14 protein-coding genes and 2 pseudogenes are annotated in these 19,238 nt (G+C 57.8%); 13 read left to right on the top strand and 3 right to left on the bottom strand.

The window, feature by feature from the left end:
* From BN2476_RS43820 to kce, 10 genes and pseudogenes are all read left to right on the top strand, one after another.
* Window positions 1-438: pseudogene (locus tag BN2476_RS43820) on the top strand (IS6 family transposase); the annotation flags it as partial.
* 668 nt (window positions 439-1,106) lie between these two features.
* On the top strand, window positions 1,107-2,015 hold the full coding sequence (locus BN2476_RS43815) for a dimethylarginine dimethylaminohydrolase family protein (protein WP_160111885.1): 909 nt from the start codon (window positions 1,107-1,109) through the stop codon (window positions 2,013-2,015).
* Window positions 2,012-3,355 (top strand): aspartate aminotransferase family protein, encoded by a 1,344-nt coding sequence (locus BN2476_RS43810; RefSeq protein ID WP_087740332.1) that lies wholly within the window; start codon window positions 2,012-2,014, stop codon window positions 3,353-3,355. The genes BN2476_RS43815 and BN2476_RS43810 overlap by 4 nt, the downstream gene beginning before the upstream one ends.
* A 76-nt stretch (window positions 3,356-3,431) precedes the next feature.
* A complete protein-coding gene (locus BN2476_RS43805) occupies window positions 3,432-4,211 on the top strand; it encodes a transporter substrate-binding domain-containing protein (protein WP_087740331.1) in 780 nt (259 codons plus the stop codon).
* 87 nt (window positions 4,212-4,298) lie between these two features.
* Complete coding sequence (locus BN2476_RS43800) at window positions 4,299-5,546, top strand: Zn-dependent hydrolase (protein WP_235851247.1); 1,248 nt, start codon at window positions 4,299-4,301, stop codon at window positions 5,544-5,546.
* 184 nt (window positions 5,547-5,730) lie between these two features.
* Window positions 5,731-6,498, top strand: a complete 768-nt coding sequence (locus BN2476_RS43795; protein ID WP_087740335.1) for an ABC transporter ATP-binding protein — start codon at window positions 5,731-5,733, stop codon at window positions 6,496-6,498.
* A gap of 46 nt (window positions 6,499-6,544) precedes the next feature.
* Window positions 6,545-7,231: an ABC transporter permease gene (locus tag BN2476_RS43790; protein ID WP_087740330.1), complete on the top strand. Its 687-nt coding sequence runs from the start codon at window positions 6,545-6,547 to the stop codon at window positions 7,229-7,231.
* Window positions 7,228-7,932 (top strand): annotated as a pseudogene (gene hisM / locus BN2476_RS43785) (histidine ABC transporter permease HisM); the annotation flags it as partial. The gene BN2476_RS43790 and the pseudogene hisM, both read left to right, overlap by 4 nt.
* Before the next feature lie 267 nt (window positions 7,933-8,199).
* Window positions 8,200-10,362, top strand: coding sequence for a N,N-dimethylformamidase beta subunit family domain-containing protein (locus tag BN2476_RS46280; RefSeq protein ID WP_143811233.1), 2,163 nt, complete (start codon window positions 8,200-8,202; stop codon window positions 10,360-10,362).
* Window positions 10,363-10,558: 196 nt separating this feature from the next.
* The gene (gene kce / locus BN2476_RS43770) at window positions 10,559-11,506 is read left to right on the top strand and encodes a 3,5-dioxohexanoate:acetyl-CoA acetone transferase (RefSeq protein WP_227746888.1); all 948 of its coding nucleotides are present in this window, start codon (window positions 10,559-10,561) and stop codon (window positions 11,504-11,506) included.
* 185 nt (window positions 11,507-11,691) lie between these two features.
* Here kce and BN2476_RS43765 read toward each other — a convergent pair whose 3' ends face one another.
* Window positions 11,692-12,447 (bottom strand): FadR/GntR family transcriptional regulator, encoded by a 756-nt coding sequence (locus BN2476_RS43765; protein WP_227746898.1) that lies wholly within the window; start codon window positions 12,445-12,447, stop codon window positions 11,692-11,694.
* Between the two features lie 404 nt (window positions 12,448-12,851).
* Entirely contained in the window at window positions 12,852-13,328 is a 477-nt protein-coding gene (locus BN2476_RS43760) for a PaaI family thioesterase (protein WP_143811232.1), read from the bottom strand.
* A 610-nt stretch (window positions 13,329-13,938) separates the two neighbouring features.
* On the opposite strand from BN2476_RS43760, the gene acs reads away from it, so the two are divergent.
* A complete protein-coding gene (acs, locus tag BN2476_RS43755; protein WP_087740324.1) occupies window positions 13,939-15,921 on the top strand; it encodes an acetate--CoA ligase in 1,983 nt (660 codons plus the stop codon).
* Window positions 15,922-15,987: 66 nt separating this feature from the next.
* Window positions 15,988-16,392: an HAD family hydrolase gene (locus BN2476_RS43750; protein WP_087740323.1), complete on the top strand. Its 405-nt coding sequence runs from the start codon at window positions 15,988-15,990 to the stop codon at window positions 16,390-16,392.
* Between the two features lie 122 nt (window positions 16,393-16,514).
* On the opposite strand, the gene BN2476_RS43745 is transcribed toward BN2476_RS43750, so the two are convergent.
* Window positions 16,515-17,918, bottom strand: coding sequence for an aminotransferase-like domain-containing protein (locus BN2476_RS43745; RefSeq protein ID WP_087740322.1), 1,404 nt, complete (start codon window positions 17,916-17,918; stop codon window positions 16,515-16,517).
* 113 nt (window positions 17,919-18,031) lie between these two features.
* Between BN2476_RS43745 and aptA the strand changes: the two genes are divergently transcribed.
* Window positions 18,032-19,238, top strand: a 1,207-nt coding sequence (aptA, locus tag BN2476_RS43740; protein ID WP_143811234.1) for an omega-aminotransferase AptA, incomplete at its 3' end; no start/stop codon positions are given.

Below are 19,238 nucleotides of genomic sequence, written 5' to 3'. Positions count from 1 at the left end.
ATCTCGAACAGATGATGGCCGAGCGCGGGATTGCGGTCGATCATTCGACGGTTCATCGTTGGGCACTCAAACTGTTGCCGGTCCTGGAGAAGGCGTTTCGACGGTGCAAACGGACGGTCGGCAGGAGCTGGAGGATGGACGAGACCTACATTCGAATCAGGGGGGAGCGGATCGAATCTGGCTGCCTTGCAAGCGATCAACGCCAGGCGGGATGTGCCCATCAGGGTCCGCCAGAAAAAGTATCTGAATAACATTGTCGAACAGGATCACCGGGCCATCAAGCGTCGAACCCGCCCAATGATGGGATTCAAGAATTTTCGTTGCGCACGCATCATACTGGGTGGAATCAAAACAATGCATATGATTCGCAAAGCTCAGATGAACGATGGCGATAGGGCACTCTCTCCCGTCCAGCAATTCTACTCGCTCTTTGCATAAGCAGTCCTCTATATTTCGGCGCTCTTGCCGCTCAGCTTCCTTATTGCGACAGTACCCTTTGTCGTGCGAGCACAACGATGCGTGCGGCTACGACCGCCTTGGAGGTGCATAGCCGCCGCCTACCGCGATTGTCCCCGGGCTTCTGGAAGTGCTGGTGCTTAACGGGGCGGACGTCAGAGCAAAACCGCGCAGACATCCTGATCCTTCAGCTCGTACGCCGTCAGTCCAGTTTCCAGCGCCGTAGAGCTCTGTATCGGCCTGAGCAACGAAATTCACTGGTTTGTGAGGTTGATGCCGAGGCGTACGGCCGTGTCCGGCTAGGTCACCTAGAGGCTTCGGATTCGCGGCGACAACCCGTTGGCAGCAGTGACCGGACTGACGGTAATCGTGAGCCACCACTTGGCTGTTCTTGCTTAAATCGGTCAATCACCGCACCACCTGGCCGAACCCCGCCTGCCTCTGAAGCACCGGACACAGTCTCCTGCTTGCAACCGAAGGTGCAGCTCATGAGCGTGAGGGGTAGGGAAAATACTATCAAGGTCTTCTGGCGCTAATCATTATAATCATTAATATTGGAGGTCTCAGGCCGCGGCGTCGTCAGGACGAAGCCGTGATGCATCCGCGGTCCGGGTAAATGTTGGTTTAACGAAACAATGGACAAACTTTTCATGAATCAAGTCTCGTCGGGAAAGGTGGCAGAAGGCGTAGACGCACACGCATTCCTCGATAGCGAGTATGGCCGCCTCACGGAGGTGCTCGTGTGCGATGCGATGTACTACGATTGGGCGCGCTCAAACACTATGGTTATTGGTGCGCTGGACGCGGGGAAGACCGCGGATGTTGCCGCCGCGATGAACCAGCATCGAGAGTTGCGATCCGCGCTTGCCGAAGCTGGTGTCACCTGCCGTCTTCTTGAGCAGGACCCGCACTTGTTTTATCAAACCTATACGCGAGACAGCAGCGTGATGACACCCTTTGGCTTGCTTCTGTGCCAGATGGCTAGACCCGAGCGACAGGGGGAGTGGGGGCCGATCGTCGATTTCTGCGCCTCGTCTGATATTCCGGTGTGGAAAAAGGTGACTGCTGGAAGTCTCGAAGGTGGGGATGTCCAGATCCTGTCGCCGGGTCAAGTACTCATCGGCGTGAACGAGGTGCGGACGACGTATGCGGCGGCCCAGCAGGTTGCCGCATGGTTTGCAGAGGCGGGCTGGCAAACACGCTTTGTCAAGGTTCCTGCGTACTTCCTGCACCTCGACGTTCTGTTCAGTGTTGTCAACGACAAGGTAGCGCTGTGCGCCACAGATATTCTCGACCCGGACGACGTCGCGTGGCTGCGAGAACGGTATGAACTGGTTGACGTCGGCTACCGCGAGGTGATGAACATGGGTGCCAACGCCGTCGCCCTTGGCGACGATCGGGTGCTTTCCTCAAAACAAAATCCTCGTGTCAACGCCGCGTTGCGGGCACAGGGTTTTCATGTGTTCGATCCTGACCTCGAGCAATTCGTCATTGAGGGCGGCGCCGCGCATTGTCTGACGATGCCGCTTCGCCGGAATCTTGTCGAGGGGGCGAAATGAGCAAAGTCGAATTTAAGGGCGGTACGACGATTGCCGCTCCGAAGTTGCCGAAGGTGCAGTATGGTCGAGGCGTATATGTCTTCGACACGACCGGGAAGCAATACATCGATGGCTCGTCTGGACCGGCCGTCTACAGTCTTGGACATGGTAATGAAGAGGTCAACGAGGCCGTTGCTGCACAACTCAGACAGATCGCCCATGGCTACCGGTATCTGTTCACCAGCGACCCCCTGGAAGAGCTTTCCGAGCTTGTCCGGGAGGCGTGTGGACCGGACTTCACGTCGATGGTCTTTGTATCCGGTGGGTCGGAGGCGGTCGAGTCGGCATTGAAGCTCGCCTTGCAGTATCACAGCGCGCTTGGCAGCTCGAGCCGTCGACGCTTTATCTCGCGCCAGCGGTCATGGCACGGGAACACTCTTGGCGCCCTTTCCATATCCGGCTTTCTCGAACGCAGGGCACCCTTCGAGGGCGCTCTCATTTCCGCGTCGTTGATCAGTCCGGCCAACGAGTACCGGCCCCTCAATGACGTGCCTGCGGATGAACTGGGCAGGGCCTGCGCCGACGAACTGGAACAGGAAATCCTGCGCATTGGAGCCGACAACGTTGCAGCGTTCGTATTTGAGCCCGTGGTCGGCGCTGCAGGTGGCGTTGTTCCTGCGCCGAAGGGCTATGCCAAGGCCGTCAGGGAAGTCTGCGACCGCCATGGGGTGTTGATGATCGCAGACGAGGTGATGTGTGGCTCCGGCCGATGCGGAACTTGGCGAGCGTTGGAATTCGATGACGTGGTCCCCGACATCATGCCGATCGCGAAGGGACTGGGTGGAGGCTATATTCCACTGGGGGCGACCGTCTATACGAAGAAGGTCGCAGACGTTATCAACGGCGCATACGGTGGCCCGATGACGGGGCACACCTTCACTGGCCATACGGCCGCGTGCGCCGCTGGCGTCGCTGTCCAGAAGATTATCAAGCGGGATCGTCTGATCGAACGCGTCCAGACCGCCGGGCAGCGGTTCGGCGAGATGCTCAGAGCAGAGTTGGCGGACATCGGAGCTGTCGGCGATATCCGCGGCCGCGGCTTTTTCTGGGGCGTTGAATTTGTGGAGGACCGGGAGCGCAAGACACCGTTTGCCGCTGAAAAGCAACTCTATCTCAAGGTTAGGCAGAGGTCGCTCGCGAACGGACTAATCTGCTACCCGTCTGGCGGCAATGTCGACGGAGTATTGGGTGACACGGTCATACTTGCGCCGCCCTATATTGCTACGGATAGCGAACTTGCTGAGATCGTCGAAAAGTTTGCGAGGTCGTCCCGTGAGGCTCTTTCTGAGCTCGGAAGGTGAGGTCTGTACACGACCCGCGAAACTGGAAATCACGCGCATCAACCCCTGACTGTATTAAACAAAATCGGAGAACATCATGAAAAAGCTTCACGTTTTGCTGGCTGTCGTCATTACTTTCATTGTCCTGCCGTCGCTTTCATACTCCAAGGACATCGCGACGATTCGGTTCGGCACATCCCCCGACTATCCGCCCTTCGAATCCAAGTCGCCTGACGGTAAGCTCGTCGGTATCGATATTGATCTGGGGAACGCGGTATGTGCCCAGTTGCACGCGAAATGTGAATGGGTCGAAGGAGATTTCGACGGTCTGATTCCCAGCCTGAAAGCGAGAAAAATCGATGTGATTCTCTCGGGGATGATGGCAACCGAGCAGCGAAAAAAGGAAATCGACTTTAGCGACAAGCTGTACAGCGCGCATAGCCGGCTCCTGGTGTCCAAGGCGAGCACGTTGCAACCCATCGCTGAGAGCCTGCGGGGCAAGAGCGTCGGTGTCTTGCAGGGCTCCGTAGAGGAGACCATCGCAAAAGCGCAGTGGGCTAATTCGGGCGTGACGGTCGTCCCGTATGCCAACCAGGACCAGGCGCTCGCAGACCTTGTAAATGGCCGTTTGGATGGCGTTCTGGTGGAGCAGATCCAGGCTGGTGTGGGCTTTCTCAAGACCGAGCGGGGTCGCGGGTTCAAGTTTGCCGGAGGACCTATCGCGGTGAATGGCATCGCTGACTATACCGCCATGGGCCTTCGCAAGGACGACCCCAGTCTCAGGCAGTCCATCAACGACGCGCTGCAAAAGATCCGGTCCGATGGAACGTACACGACCATCACTCACAAGTACGTTGACTTCGACATCTCGAATTAACTACCCGTACTGAGAAAGAATTCCATCTGCTGAATAGAGCGGGAAACACCGGAAGGCATCGAAAATGTATAGCGATAGAGGTGCAACGTGAGCGACAGTATCCTGACGCTGTCTGATCTGAGAATTGACGGTCACCGACTTTGGCGCAGTCTGATGGACCTTGCGAAGATCGGCGCAACGGAGAAGGGCGGAGTTTGTCGACTCGCCCTGACACAACTGGACAAGGAAGCCCGGGATCTGATTGTCCGTTGGGCAACCGAACTTGGTTGTACTGTACGAATCGACAAAATCGGAAACATCGTAGCTCGCCGCCCTGGGACGAACCCCGAACTGTCCCCGGTAATGACGGGAAGTCACATCGACACGCAACCGACTGGCGGGAAGTTCGACGGAAATTATGGCGTTCTTGCAGGTCTTGAAGTGCTGCGAACACTTAACGACCACGGACTAAGGACCATTGCGCCAGTGGAAGTCGTCGTATGGACGAGTGAAGAGGGATCCCGGTTTGTTCCAGTGATGATGGGATCCGGCGTGGCAAGCGGGGCCTTTTCACTCGAGTACGCGCTTTCTCGCGAAGACTCGGACCAGATATCAGTCGAGGATGCACTGAAGTCTATTGGCTATCAAGGTTGCGTTGAGCCATCGTACTCGCCAAAAGCATATTTCGAGGCCCATATCGAGCAGGGTCCGGTTCTCGAAACGGCGGCCTGTACGGTCGGTGTCGTCACCGGAGCGCTGGGTCAGCGATGGTACAACGTCAAGGTTCAAGGACAGGAAGCTCACGCCGGTCCAACTCCAATGAATTTGCGTCGGGATGCCTTGCTTGTCGCGGCTGACCTCGTCAAAGGGGTCAATCAGATCGCAACCGGGTCTTCCACGAACGCGCGGGGAACTGTCGGCTGTATGTCTGTGTTCCCGAATTCAAGGAACGTCATTCCAGGCCAGGTGGCAATGACTGTCGACCTTCGTGCCGATTCTGCCGAGCTCCTTGACTTACTGGACACGCAGTTCCGAAAGCTATGCTCGGAATGTGAATTGCCCGTCGAAGTCGAACAGGTCGTTCATTTTGCTCCTCAGCCCTTCGACAGCTTCCTGGTGGATTCGGTCAGGCGGAAAAGCGCAGATCTTGGTTATCCGTCGATGGATCTGCTTAGTGGTGCCGGACACGATGCGGTTTATCTGGCCAGCGTAGCACCTACCGCGATGATCTTCGTTCCCTGCGAGGGCGGGATCAGTCATAACGAAATCGAGAACGCATCTCCAAAGGACCTGGAGGCAGGGGCCAACGTCTTGCTCCAGATGATCATCGAAGCAGCGGCAGTTGACGACGCATAGTCGCCGGCGATGCTGGCACACTCCGCTTGCGCCGCTGCAGCAGGAGATGGGCCATAGTGCCAACCTTATGATCTGCGAGAGGCCGGGCCGCGTCAGTATCCATCGCTCAACAGGCGAGGGTGCTGAGGCGGAGCACTGCCTGCCTGGACGCAGACTTCCTGCTGAGACACAGGATGAGTATTTTATGAACACACTAAGCATACGCGACATCACGAAAAATTTTGGCGAGCATTCCGTACTCAAAGGTGTGTCCATGGAGGCGCGCGCGGGAGACGTGATCAGCCTGATCGGCTCTTCTGGGTCGGGCAAAAGCACGTTCCTCCGTTGCATCAATTTCCTGGAGAGCCCCAGCGGAGGCACCATCAAGTTGCACGACGAGGAGATCCAAACTTTCCCCAACGCCCGCGGTGATCTCATCGTCAGAGACAAAAAGCAGCTGCAACGATTGAGAGCTCGACTCGGAATGGTCTTTCAGCATTTCAATCTCTGGGCGCATATGACGGTGCTGGAAAACGTGACGGAGGCTCCGCATCGTGTCGCAAAGGTCAGCCGTTCGGAAGCGCGCGACCGCGCGCTCCGCTATCTCGAGAAAGTCGGCATGCCGCGGACCCATTGCGACGCGTATCCATCGCACTTGTCCGGGGGGCAGCAACAACGGGTTGCAATCGCGCGTGCCCTTGCCATGGAACCAGACGTCCTCCTCTTTGATGAACCGACGTCGGCGCTCGATCCCGAACTCGTTGGCGGGGTTCTCAGGGTCATGCAGGGACTAGCGGAAGAGGGGAGAACGATGGTCCTGGTGACACATGAAATGGAATTTGCCAGGTCAGTGTCAAGCCGTGTCATGTTCCTTGAACAAGGGCGAGTAGAAGAGGAGGGCGCTCCCGAAGAGATCTTCGTTCGCCCCCAAAGTCCGCGACTCCAGCGCTTCCTCTCGGGCAGTCTCAAATGAACCTACGTCGATCACAACGCGATTCCTGGATCAGAAGGAGCAGGGCATGCTAAGCGGTTATGGCACAGAAATATTTTATGGCGCCCTGGAGACGCTGAGACTGTCACTGCTATCGCTTGTCGTGGCGTTTCTCGTGGGGCTCCTCGGCGCGACGGCCAAGCTGTCCGGAAACCGGCTAAGCTTCTTCCTGTCCACCTGCTACACCACGATCATCCGGGGGGTCCCCGATCTTGTACTGATGTTGCTGACGTTTTACAGCATTCAAATCGCGTTGAACGTGGTGACCGACCGCTTCGGGGCAGCGCAGGTTGACATCAGTCCGTTCTGGGCGGGCTCCGTGACAATTGGTCTGGTGTACGGAGCATATTTCGTCGAGACTTTTCGAGGGGCCTATCTGTCAATCAGCCGGGGGCAGATTGAGGCAGCGATGGCATATGGGATGACCTATTGGACTGCATTTAAACGGATCGTCTTTCCGCAACTTATGTTGCACGCTTTACCTGGAATCAGTAACAACTGGCAGGTTATCGTGAAGGCAACGGCGCTGGTATCGATTATCGGGCTATCAGACCTTGTCAAGGCTGCGCAGAATGCCGGACGCAGTACCTTCAACAGTTTCTTCTTCATGCTGGTTGCAGCCGGTGTCTATCTGGTCCTGGCTGCGATTTCTACAGTCGCGCTTGACCGGCTGCAGCGCCACTACTCCAGACATGCTCGAGGCGTCTCACGATGATTGACTTACTTCGACAGTATTGGTTACCTCTACTTGTCTTCGACGGTGATCACTTTAGCGGACTGGTAGTGACGCTATGGTTGCTTGTTCTTTCAGTCGCGTTTGGTTTCGTACTTGCGGTGCCCCTTTCCATTGCGCGAAATTCGTCCAATCGATATGTTTCCGGGACGGTAAAGGCATACACATTCGCGATCCGCGGGACGCCACTCTATGTGCAGTTGCTGTTGATCTACACTGGAATATATGGCCTCGAATTTGTGAAGGCAAGCGACATGCTGAGTGCTTTCTTCAGAAGTGGTATGAACTGCACAGTTTTGGCATTTTCACTGAGTACCTCAGCCTACACTACGGAAATATTCGCAGGCGCAATGCGGGCCATTCCTCGTGGGGAGATAGAGGCCGCAAGAGCCTTTGGAATGTCATCAGGCGCGATCTACCGTGTCGTGATAATCCCGGCTATGCTTCGCCGCGCATTGCCGATGTACAGCAACGAGATCATCCTGATGTTGCATGCCACGACGCTTGCTTTCACCGCAACGGTGCCGGAGCTCATGAAGGTCGTGCGAGACATGAACTCGGCGACGTACATGACGTTCTCGAGCTTCACGATCGCTGCGCTGATATACCTATCGATATCATTTTTGCTGATCGGTGCATTCAAGAAAGCCGAGAAAAAATGGCTGGCGTTCCTCGCGCCAAGGTCGACCGGTGCAGGTCGTGTGACGAATTGTCTATCCACACGCCGCAGTCAGCGCTTTATGGGACATTTCCTGACGCTGCTTCCGATAAAGTGGCCTCTGAAGCATCTCCGCCGCGATTCGGAATAGGGAATACTTGTAGGAAATGCAGGTTTCGTGTGACCGTAAAACCTTTATCGTCAAGCGAATCGTTAATCAATGGATGACGGAGTTTTCTGGCGCGTTTATTGGCAGTCTGCCTTGCGCGTTTGAATCAAAGGAGTTGCCGCAATGTTGAAAACTACCATGGACCTGGTCGGTTACAGCGATCGACTCTCGGCCGTATCCGGCGAATCCATCGCCTTCAAGGTATCCAGCCGCCTGGAGTCTCCCTTCACGGCGCGACTTGTTCGAGTGATCCATGCAGACGTCAATCCTGCGGGGCCTGGCTTGCGTATGGTTGACCTGGGCCACATCTATTCGACCAACGCACCATCGGTCGAGCAGTTGATTCATCGAGGTTCCTGGATTCATGTACCTGGCGTACCGTGGCCTAACCCTGACAATGACTGGTCAATTTCTGTCCGGGTGTTGCCGACGTTAGCAAAGAACGGCTCACAGTGCATTATGTCGCAGTGGGACTCGAACAAGGCACAAGGATGGCAGATTGGTATCGATGGCGAGGGGGCCACTGCAACTTGGTCCAACGACAGTGGTTCAACTGTGAATCTGCGCGCGAATTGCCCGGTCGGAGCCCGATGGTCGGGTATTTCCCTCTGTTTCGACGCCAGGACGCGAAAGCTGAAGCTGTCTTTTACGCCGATTGATTCGCGCTACATCGGCTCGGAAGCAGATGCAACCGTGCCTACCGGTGGTTGGAGCGCTCCCGCGCCTGCCGTTGCAATCGCGGCTCTCTCCGCCGATGCGCCAACGCTCCATTTCAATGGGCGTATCGAAGCACCGCGAATCCACGCTGGTTCGAGCGTGATCGCAGCATGGGATTTCGCGCTTGGAATTGATACGGGAGACGTATTTGACTGCGGTCCGGGTGCCCGTCACGGCCGAATCGTTAATCTTCCTACGCGCGCAGTTCGCTCCTCGAATTGGACCGGCCGCGAGTTCAGTTGGCGTGCTGCGCCGGATGAGTATGCGGCGATTCATTTTCATCAAGAAGATATTCACGACGTCAATTGGGAAACGTCCTTTACCTTCACTGTTCCTGACGACCTTCCTTCCGGTTCTTACGCGATGGCACTTGCAGACGACCGGGGAGTTGATCGCGACTGGCTACCGTTCTGGGTGAGCGCACGTCCCGGACGGCCGGGCCACGAACTCGCGATCGTCATACCGACGTACACCTATCAGGCTTACGCAAACTTTGCGCGCGGTAACTTTGATGAAGATTTCCGCGCCAAGGTGACTGCGTGGCAAGCATATCCACATAATCCGGACGATCATCCGGAAGTTGGGTTATCAACCTACAACCTGCACGCTGACGGCAGCGGCGTCGCCTTTTCTACCCGTCTGCGGCCAATGCTGACGATGCGCCCTGGTTTCGTGACATTCAATGAACCACGCGGATCAGGCTGTCGCCACTACATTGCAGATCACTATCTGCTGGACTGGCTCGAACACGAGGGTATCGGGTTTGACATCGTGACGGACGACGACCTCGAGCGTCACGGTCAGGCTATGCTCGAACCTTATCGCGCGGTCCTCACAGGCACCCATCCTGAGTACCACACTGAACGCACACTCGACGCCATCGAGGGATACCTGAAGCAGGGAGGCAATCTTGCCTATCTTGGGGGCAACGGGTTCTACTGGAAAATTGCCCTATCCGAACTGTTTCCCGGCGCGCTTGAGCTACGCCGTGGCAACAACGGGATCCGGAACTGGACCAGTTTGCCGGGCGAACTCCATAACGCATTCGATGGTCGACTGGGAGGCCTTTGGCGTGACAGCGGCCGACCTCCGCAGCGGCTGGTTGGTATTGGATTCTCGGCGCAGGGGCCTTTCGAAGGCTCGTACTATCGCGTTCACGATCACGCGCGTGAACAGCCTGGAGGCTGGCTGCTTGATGGCGTTCCTTCGGGAATCATCGGGGATTACGGACTCTCGGGGGGCGGTGCAGCAGGGTTTGAACTCGACTCGACTTCAACCATTGCGGGTTCGCCAGAGCAATACACTCTCCTCGCGACATCCGAAGGGCATTCATCGGCATTCGGTGCCGCGCTCGACGCACTCACTGCGCATGACGAGTCGCTCGATCACGGCCCACTTGCGTCGTTGATCAAGGCCGAGATGATCTGGTACGAGACAGGTTGGGGAGGATCCGTCTTTTCGGTGGGGTCGATAACCTGGTGCGGCAGCCTTTCACACAACAGGTACTGCAACGACGTTGCAAAGATCATGAAGAACTACGCGATGCGCATGACGCGGCGCGACGCATAGTCCCGGAAGTTTCAGCGGGCGACCGCATCCATCCGGGGATGGCCGCACGACCTCATTCCACCACAGGCTTCCGGCTCAAATGCCGGTAGCTGCTGCTGAGGCCTGGTTCCAATTCGTGGCATTGCCCACAAAGGATCCACTGCGTTGCTGCGGAACAGTCGCTCGACTAATCGTCTTTTCGCTATTAGAGGCAAGCATGTCAGACAAGCCAATGCATACGGGACCTACCATCATCACCGCTGCAGTCACGGGATCTATCCATACACCGTCACTTTCACCATATCTGCCATACAAGGTCGAGGACATTGCTGCGCATGCTATTCAGGCTGCGGAAGCTGGCGCGGCCATCATCCATCTTCATGTCAGGGATCCCCTGAATGGTCAGCCGTCATCGAGCCCCGATCTTTTCCGCAGTGTCGTCGAGCAAATAGCGTCAGCCACCGACGCTGTCATCAACGTGACGACTGGAGGCAGTTCGTCCATGTCGATCGATGAACGCCTCGCCGCACCGCTCCAGCTTAATCCGGAGATGTGCTCGTTGAACATGGGGTCAATGAATTTTGGCATGTTCCCGCTGGCCGAGCGTCGCAACGAGTGGCAATTCGATTGGGAAAAGCCGTTCCTTGAAGCGTCACGACAGACAATATTCAAGAACACATTCGCTGATATTGAGGAGATCCTGTCCGTCATTGGCACTCAGCGAGGAGCTCGCTTTGAGCTTGAATGTTATGACGTCGGGCATATTCAAACTGTCGCGCATTACCGGTCCCGCGGGCTGCTAACCGGTCCGATCTTCCTGCAGTTTGTGCTCGGCATTCTCGGCGGAATTGATGCTGCACCGGAACAACTGCTCCATATGAAGCAAACTGCGGATCGACTTCTTGGGCGAGACTACGAATTCTCGGTACTTGCCGGCGGTCGGCACCAGATACCGCTTGGAACGATGGGCGTGCTACTCGGGGGCAATGTTCGTGTAGGGTTAGAGGACAGCCTGACAATAGGCCGCGGCAAACTTGCGCAAAGTAGTGCTGAGCAAGTGTCCAAGATTCGACGCATCATCGAAGAACTCGGTAAGGAAGTAGCTACCCCGGACCAGGTTCGAGCGCGACTGGAGCTCAAGGGCAGAGGTCACGTAAGTTTTTGAGCGTCTACGATCGCAAGGTGCGCAACGACATGGCCCCGGCCCGGCTGGCCGAGGCCATGCGCGAATCCTCCACAAACTGGACCGGAGCCGCTACAAGGTCAACAAGGTCGGTAAGCGATAGCGCTCGCCAACCGACCAAGCACCGTAAGGTCCCGCAGCGCCTGTGCAACAGGGTTGGCTGCTTCTCAACGGGTTGCCTTGGCTTTCTGCCGCTTTACGGGCGGTTCATCATGTGCTCCGCCGTTACGCCTTTCACGCCTGCTTTCGATGGACTCCGCCATTCCAAGAAGATGGCGATGCATCAACGAATGCACATGCTCAACATCCCCACGGCGGAACATTTCAATCAATTCCTCGTGTTCCCTGATCACCTTCAGCGACGAATCCTCGTCGTCGAACGTGAGCAGGTCTTCAATCATCTCCCTTTCCGCCCTGCACAGGAACAAGCCGACGAATCGAAGCAACGGATTGGGACAATTTCTGGCTATGATTTCGTGGAAATCTATTTCCGCGTTCTTATGTCCGCGTCGGTCGAGTTCACCCCTGAGTCCCGCACGGCAGAGTTCGACCGTATTCTCGAGGGACTGCAGGACGTCCGGTGTCACAGATTCGCACGACGAACGCGCAATTTCAGGTTCGATACTTTCCCGGGCATCGTAAATGTGTTGCCATGTGAGATTGCGGAAATAGAGATAAGTTTGCAGTCCCTGTAATACGGTGTCCGTGGGTATATCCGCAAGACTGACGCCGCCGTTTTTCCCGGGCGTAACTTCGACGAGGCCGTGACTTTCCAGAATCGCGAGCGCTTCCCGTACCGTGGCTCTTGCCGAGCCGTAAGTCGCCATCAGGTCTTTCTCGCTCGGCAGCCGATCGCCTGGACTCAGATTATCGCGGATAATCATTGCCCTGATGTCCTCTGCGATGTAACGCGCCTGTCGCATCGCAGTCCGCCCCGATCTTGCAGTAATACTTTTGGGCAGGACGACGCGGGACTGCTCCGTGGTTGCCGAGCGTGAGGCCGACTGGGCCAGGCTTGCCGAGGAGCGTGTTGTAGTTCGTCTAATCATCTTTGACATGTGGTGACTCTCGGACCCGAATGGTCTGGCCGCAGCTTGTGCCGCCTTGACACAGGAACAACGTATCCGAACCGGCCGTTAGGGGCGCGCGCGATAATCGCCGCGACGCCGGCGCGAGAAGGAAACGCTCGAATGACACCAATTGTAATCTATGCAATCAAACGAACGTGCCGCTCAACAGGACGCTTGCCGCTGCCGCGATGGGGAATCCCCGGCGGACGGAAAGAGATTTCCCGGCCCTCGCGAAGCGGATGGTGCGACCAACCTGATCAGTTTGGCGTCGGTGTGAGCTTTACTTCGTTCACGACAAACGTGCCGGCCGCGCTTGCAAGCAGCCGTCCAGACTCGTCGACCACCTCGGCGGCAGCGAAAGCGAGGCGGCGCCGCAACTGGGTCACCGAGCCGCTGGCCAATACGGTCGAGCCGTTAGCCTCCTGAGCTCCCAGGAAGCGAACCGACATTTCGGCGGTCGCAGATACTTGCGTGGCGCCAAGAGCCGAGTCCACAGCCAGCGCCATGGCGCAATCGAGTATCGTGGCGAGCGCGCCGCCATGCAGCTTTCCGGTGGGATTACCTGCAACCGACGATGCCGGCATCGATAACAGAACGGATCCAGAGCGCGCTTGAACGACCGAGATCTTCAGCGTCTCGTAGATCGGAGACACCCATCCACCACGGGTCTGTAGGCGCTGTAACCATTCGGCCGTTCCTTCGTTGGATTGCCGGGTGACCATATCAAGTGTCATACCATCCTCCAGGTGAGCGCAAAGGGTCCGATGCACTCCAAAAAATTTGATTTTGGCAAATCAGAGAAATCATTATAATGTTTTACGTTGGTGATGTCGAAGGCCGCATCGGCGTCAGGCTTCAGATACGCGTCCGCACGGCGGGCAGAGTGTTGGCTTGACGAAACAAGAGAATGCTTGACTCCGATATGTTGAAGTGCGTGACGATCAGCGGACCGGGGCTGCCGCTCCCAAGGCGGCGTTAGCGATCCTCCTGGCCTGGCGAGTGCGAGCATCAGCGCCTCGCACGGGAGCCGGAGATGAATGCCAGTACGAATCCTGCATGCGAGCGCAAGCCTTCGGGATTAGTGGCGGTCTGGCCGTTCGATTGCGCGTTGGGGATTCGGGGAGGCCGGACGCCCCCTGTGACGCAATCGATGATGTTGTGAAATGCGGGAAACGCGCGGGCTTCGCTGGTTTCAGAGCTATCGGGTAGTGAGCGTGCAAGGATCTTTTTGAAGTCGCGGACCAGGTTGACGTGCTTCAGCCAGTTCGCGTCGACTATTGCACTCGAGGCGGGAAAGACAAGCCGACAGGCAATCGGGCCTTCCCAGGCGCTTTGGAGGAACCAATGTCAACAATTGAATCTTTCTTGCAGGAACGCCGTATATTTCCGGCTGCCACGGAGGTCACATCGCAGGCCAACGTGTCCGGCATGGACGCCTACAAGGCGCTGTGCGCCGAAGCCGAACGCGATTACGAAGGCTTCTGGGCGCGCCTCGCGCGCGAAACCCTGAGCTGGCAAAAGCCCTTCACGAAGGTGCTCGACGAATCGAAGGCGCCGTTCTACACGTGGTTCGAAGAAGGCGAGCTCAATGCCTCGTACAACAGCCTCGACCGCCACGTCGAAGCGGGCAATGGCGAGTGCGTCGCGATCATCTTCGAAGCCGACGACGGCACCGTCACGAACGTCACCTACAAGGATCTGCTCTCGCGCGTGGCGCGCTTCGCCAATGCGCTCACGAAGCGCGGCGTGAAGAAGGGCGATCGCGTGGTCATCTACATGCCGATGTCGGTCGAAGGCGTGGTCGCCATGCAGGCCTGCGCGCGCATTGGCGCGACGCACTCGGTGGTGTTCGGCGGCTTCTCGTCGAAGTCGCTCAACGAGCGCATGGTGGACGTGGGCGCGGTCGCGCTCATCACCGCCGACGAACAGATGCGCGGCGGCAAGGCGCTGCCGCTGAAGAGCATCGCCGACGAAGCGCTCGCCATGGGCGGCTGCGAAGCGGTGCACAGCGTGATCGTCTACCAGCGCACGGGCGGCAAGGTCGCATGGCACGAAGGCCGCGACCAGTGGATGCACGAATTTTCGGCGGCCGAGAGCGATACGTGCGCGCCGGTGCCGGTGGGCGCGGAACACCCGCTCTTCGTCCTGTACACGTCGGGCTCGACGGGCAAGCCGAAGGGCGTGCAGCACAGCACGGGCGGCTACCTCTTGTGGGCCGCGCAAACCATGAAGTGGACCTTCGATCACAAGCCCTCGGACGTGTTCTGGTGCACGGCCGACATCGGCTGGATCACGGGCCACAGCTATATCGCCTATGGCCCGCTCACGATCGGCGCGACCCAGGTCGTGTTCGAAGGCGTGCCCACGTACCCGAACGCCGGCCGCTTCTGGGACATGATCGCCAAACACAAGGTCACGGTGTTCTACACCGCGCCGACGGCGATCCGCTCGCTCATCAAGATGTCCGAAGCCGACGCGAAGGTGCACCCGAAGAGCTATGACCTTTCTTCGCTGCGCATTCTCGGCACGGTCGGCGAGCCGATCAATCCCGAAGCGTGGATGTGGTACTACGAAAACGTGGGCGGCAAGCGCTGCCCGATCGTCGACACCTGGTGGCAGACCGAAACCGGCGGCCACATGATCACGCCGCTGCCGGGCGCGACGCCGCTCGTGCCGGGATCGTGCACGCTGCCGCTGCCGGGCATCATGGCCGCGGTCGTCGACGAAACCGGCCAGGACGTGCCGAACGGGCAGGGCGGCATTCTCGTCGTGAAGCGTCCGTGGCCCGCGATGATCCGCAACGTATGGGGCAACCCGGAGCGCTACAAGTCGGGCTACTTCCCCGAGGAACTGGGCGGCAAGCTGTATCTGGCCGGCGACGGCAGCGTGCGCGATAAGGACACGGGCTACTTCACGATCATGGGCCGGATCGACGACGTGCTGAACGTCTCGGGCCACCGCCTCGGCACGATGGAGATCGAGTCGGCGCTGGTGGCGAACCCGCTCGTGGCCGAAGCCGCCGTGGTGGGCCGCCCCGACGACACCACCGGCGAAGCCGTGGTGGCGTTCGTGGTGCTCAAGGCCACGCGTCCGCAGGGCGACGAGGCCGTGAAGCTCGCCAACGATCTGCGCGCGTGGGTGGGCAAGGAGATCGGGCCGATCGCCAAGCCCAGGGACATCCGCTTCGGCGAGAACCTGCCGAAAACGCGCTCGGGCAAGATCATGCGCCGTCTGCTCCGCTCGCTCGCCAAGGGCGAGGCGATCACGCAGGATGTGTCGACGCTTGAGAACCCCACGATTCTTCATCAGCTTAGCGAGGCGCAATAGCTCAACCTGGATCGCATCCGGAACCTGAATAATGCAAGAAAACTCAGCCCGTCACGGAAACCCGCAATGGCAATTGACGCAATTCTCGCAAATATGGATGACGTCTGGTCGGCAATGGACGATAGCCCGGATACTGAAGCGGGTCGCGAACAGCGCACGGCGCTTAAACAGTTGCTTCAACGCATCAGGGATGACGGATATCCGCTGCTATTGATGAGCAATCTAAGCGCCGAGTATTTAAATAGTGCCATTGGCTCCGCGCTTGGACAGGACGGAGTGACGTACTTTTCCGCGATTCTTTCGTCGCGGGAATTCACTGATCGTTATGCCATTGCGCTGCATACGCTAGAGACTGCTCCCCATCGCGTCATCGCCCTGGGGAGCAGTGGCAAGGAATTGGAGGAAGCGCGGACGTTTGGCATCGCCCGGTGCATTCACCTCGATGACGCACTGAGCCAATTGCCCTTATAGAGGGCTGGCCGAAATTCGCATTAGATGGCACCGGAACCGAGGGGCGCCGCGCAGCGAAAACCAGGCAATTACCAATCGAAGGGTGTTCGGTCCGCGCTGTGATGCGCTTGCACGGAGGGAGTTCAGCGTAGATAGTTTTTCATGAATGTCCACAGTTCCGGGACGTCCGAAGTTGCGGCGTTAAAGCGAAACCACGCTGACGCCGGTTCTCCCGGGCGGAAATACGATCCCGGTGCGAGCCAGATTCCCTTGGCAAGCGCTTCATTCGTCACTGCCATGCTGTCTTCTGGATGAATCGGTAACTTTGCCCATAGGAACAGACCAGCCTTTGGCATGTGGAAAATCTCCAGACCAGAATTGGTCATCGATTCGGCTACGCGCGTGTGAGCATTAAAGAGCCGTTCGCGGATATGCGCGATATGGCGGTCATAATGCCCATCGATCAGCACATTTGCCACCGCGCGTTCTGTGACTTCCGATGAGGTAAGTCCAACTGCCATCTTGGTCAACGCGAATCGTGAAATGAGGTCTCGGCATGCCGCAATATAACCAACGCGCACTGCAGGCGTGATGGTCTTTGAGAAGCCTGAGAGATAGATGACATTCTTCAACCCTTCCATTGCAGCGAGGCACGGCGCTCCTGCAGGTGCCAACTCCCTCGAGATATCATCTTCCACAACCCAAAGCCCTTCTCTATCTGCAATTTGAAGCAGTCGAAATGCAGAAGAAACAGAAAGCGAGGCACCTGACGGGTTCTGTAGCACGGTGTTGATAAACATGCCCTTAGGGCGGTGTTCACGGACGATCTCTTCCAGTTGCGCGATGTCGATGCCATCAGGTGTGCGCGGGACGCTCACGACATTGACGAAGGTTACCTTGAGAATCTGGAGGAGATTGCAGTAGCACGGGTCCTCCACAATCACGGTGTCGCCCGGTTGCAACAGAGTTCGGACGACGAGGTCGAGTGCCTGTGTAACGCCTTGCGTGAGCAGAATGTCCGAGCTGCCAACAGGCAGCGAGTATCGGCGCAAGCCGCTCGCGATGAACTCGCGCAGCGCAGCAAGGCCGTATGGATGACCATACCCCCCGATTCGTGGGCCCGGAACGCGACTCACGACGCGCAATGCGTGCTGAATGCCGCTCTCGTTTACCCAGTCATTCGGAATCCAGCCACACCCCGCCTTGATTGGCACGGAGTGGTCTGCAAAAACATCTGATAGCAGCCATGATGCGTTCAAACTCGGCATACTCCACGCGGACGCATCTGGGGTGTGGGCCTCAGGCGTTGCCACGCGATATCCAGCGCCGGCTCGGGCAACAACCAGGCCAAGCGAAACGAGCCGTTGATACGCTTCCGAAACCGTGTACGTACTAAGGGCATGTGTCTTCGCGAAATTACGTACCGAGGGCAGTTTTGTGCCAGCGGGATAGGTGCCGTGACTTAATTCCTGTTCGATTGACGCGACAATCTGGTCAACCAGAGTGCCTTCGCTTTTTCGCACTCGCGAGAGGTTCAGCTTGAACATTTCAATACAGTCTGAGGGAAAGAATCAACACGGTTTGGTCGTTTGATTTGTGCTGTCCAGTGATTGTATCGCGCGACGTAGGTAGAGTAGGTGCCATCTTCACGGAGACACACATGAGCACTTCTAACATACCTGACCTCTCGAACTTCTGGATGCCGTTCACGGCGAACCGTCAATTCAAGGCGGCGCCGCGTCTTTTCAAGTCGGCCAAGGGCATGTACTACACGACGGTCGATGACCGCCCCGTATTGGATGCAACTGCAGGTCTGTGGTGTGTGAATGCCGGACACGGTCGCTCGGAAATTACGGAGGCGGTCGCCCAGCAACTCGCGACGATGGATTACGCGCCGACGTTCCAGATGGGCCATCCGCTCGCATTCGAGGCAGCGACGAAAGTAGCGGAGTTCATGCCCGCAGGTCTCGACCGCATCTTCTTCACGAATTCAGGTTCGGAATCGGTCGATACGGCCCTGAAGATTGCACTGGCCTATCATCGGGCACGCGGCGAAGGCCAGCGTACGCGTTTCATCGGCCGGGAGCGCGGCTATCACGGTGTAGGCTTTGGTGGCATTTCTGTTGGCGGTATTCTTGCGAACCGGAAGACGTTCTCGGGCAACCTGATGCCGCACGTCGACCATCTGCCGCATACACTGAACATCGCGGAAGCTGCGTTCACGCGCGGCCAGCCAACGTGGGGCGCCCACCTCGCGGACGAACTCGAACGCCTCGTGGCGTTGCACGACGCATCGACCATTGCGGCGGTTATCGTGGAGCCGCTCGCAGGTTCGACGGGCGTGCTTGTGCCACCGAAGGGGTACCTCGAGCGGCTGCGTGAACTGTGCACGAAACACGGCATCCTGCTGATTTTCGACGAGGTCATCACCGGCTTCGGCCGACTCGGCGCGCCGACGGCGAGCGAGTACTTTGGTGTAACGCCGGACATCCTCACGATGGCCAAGGCTATCAACAATGCGGCGGTTCCATTGGGAGCGGTGGCGGCTAGTCGCCTGGTGCACGACGCGGTTGTCAACGCGGGGGCGGAAAACGCCATTGAATTTTTTCACGGCTACACGTATACGGCGCACCCGGCCGCTGTCGCGGCGGCAATTGCTACCTTTGACATATATAAGCGCGACCGCCTCTTCAACCGGGCGCGCGAGCTCTCAGGCGTCTTCGAGGATGCTGCACACGAGCTGCGTGCTTCCCCGCACGTGAAGGACATCCGCGGACAGCCAGAGTTGCAAGCCTCCATCGCCCTGCGCGAGCAACTTGCGGCAGACCCGGCGCTCCGGGATTCGATACACCCGCTGCAGACCTTCC

It is taken from the genome of Paraburkholderia piptadeniae, from assembly GCF_900007165.1.
Taxonomy (GTDB): domain Bacteria; phylum Pseudomonadota; class Gammaproteobacteria; order Burkholderiales; family Burkholderiaceae; genus Paraburkholderia; species Paraburkholderia piptadeniae.
This window is presented reverse-complemented; position numbering and strand designations above follow the sequence as displayed.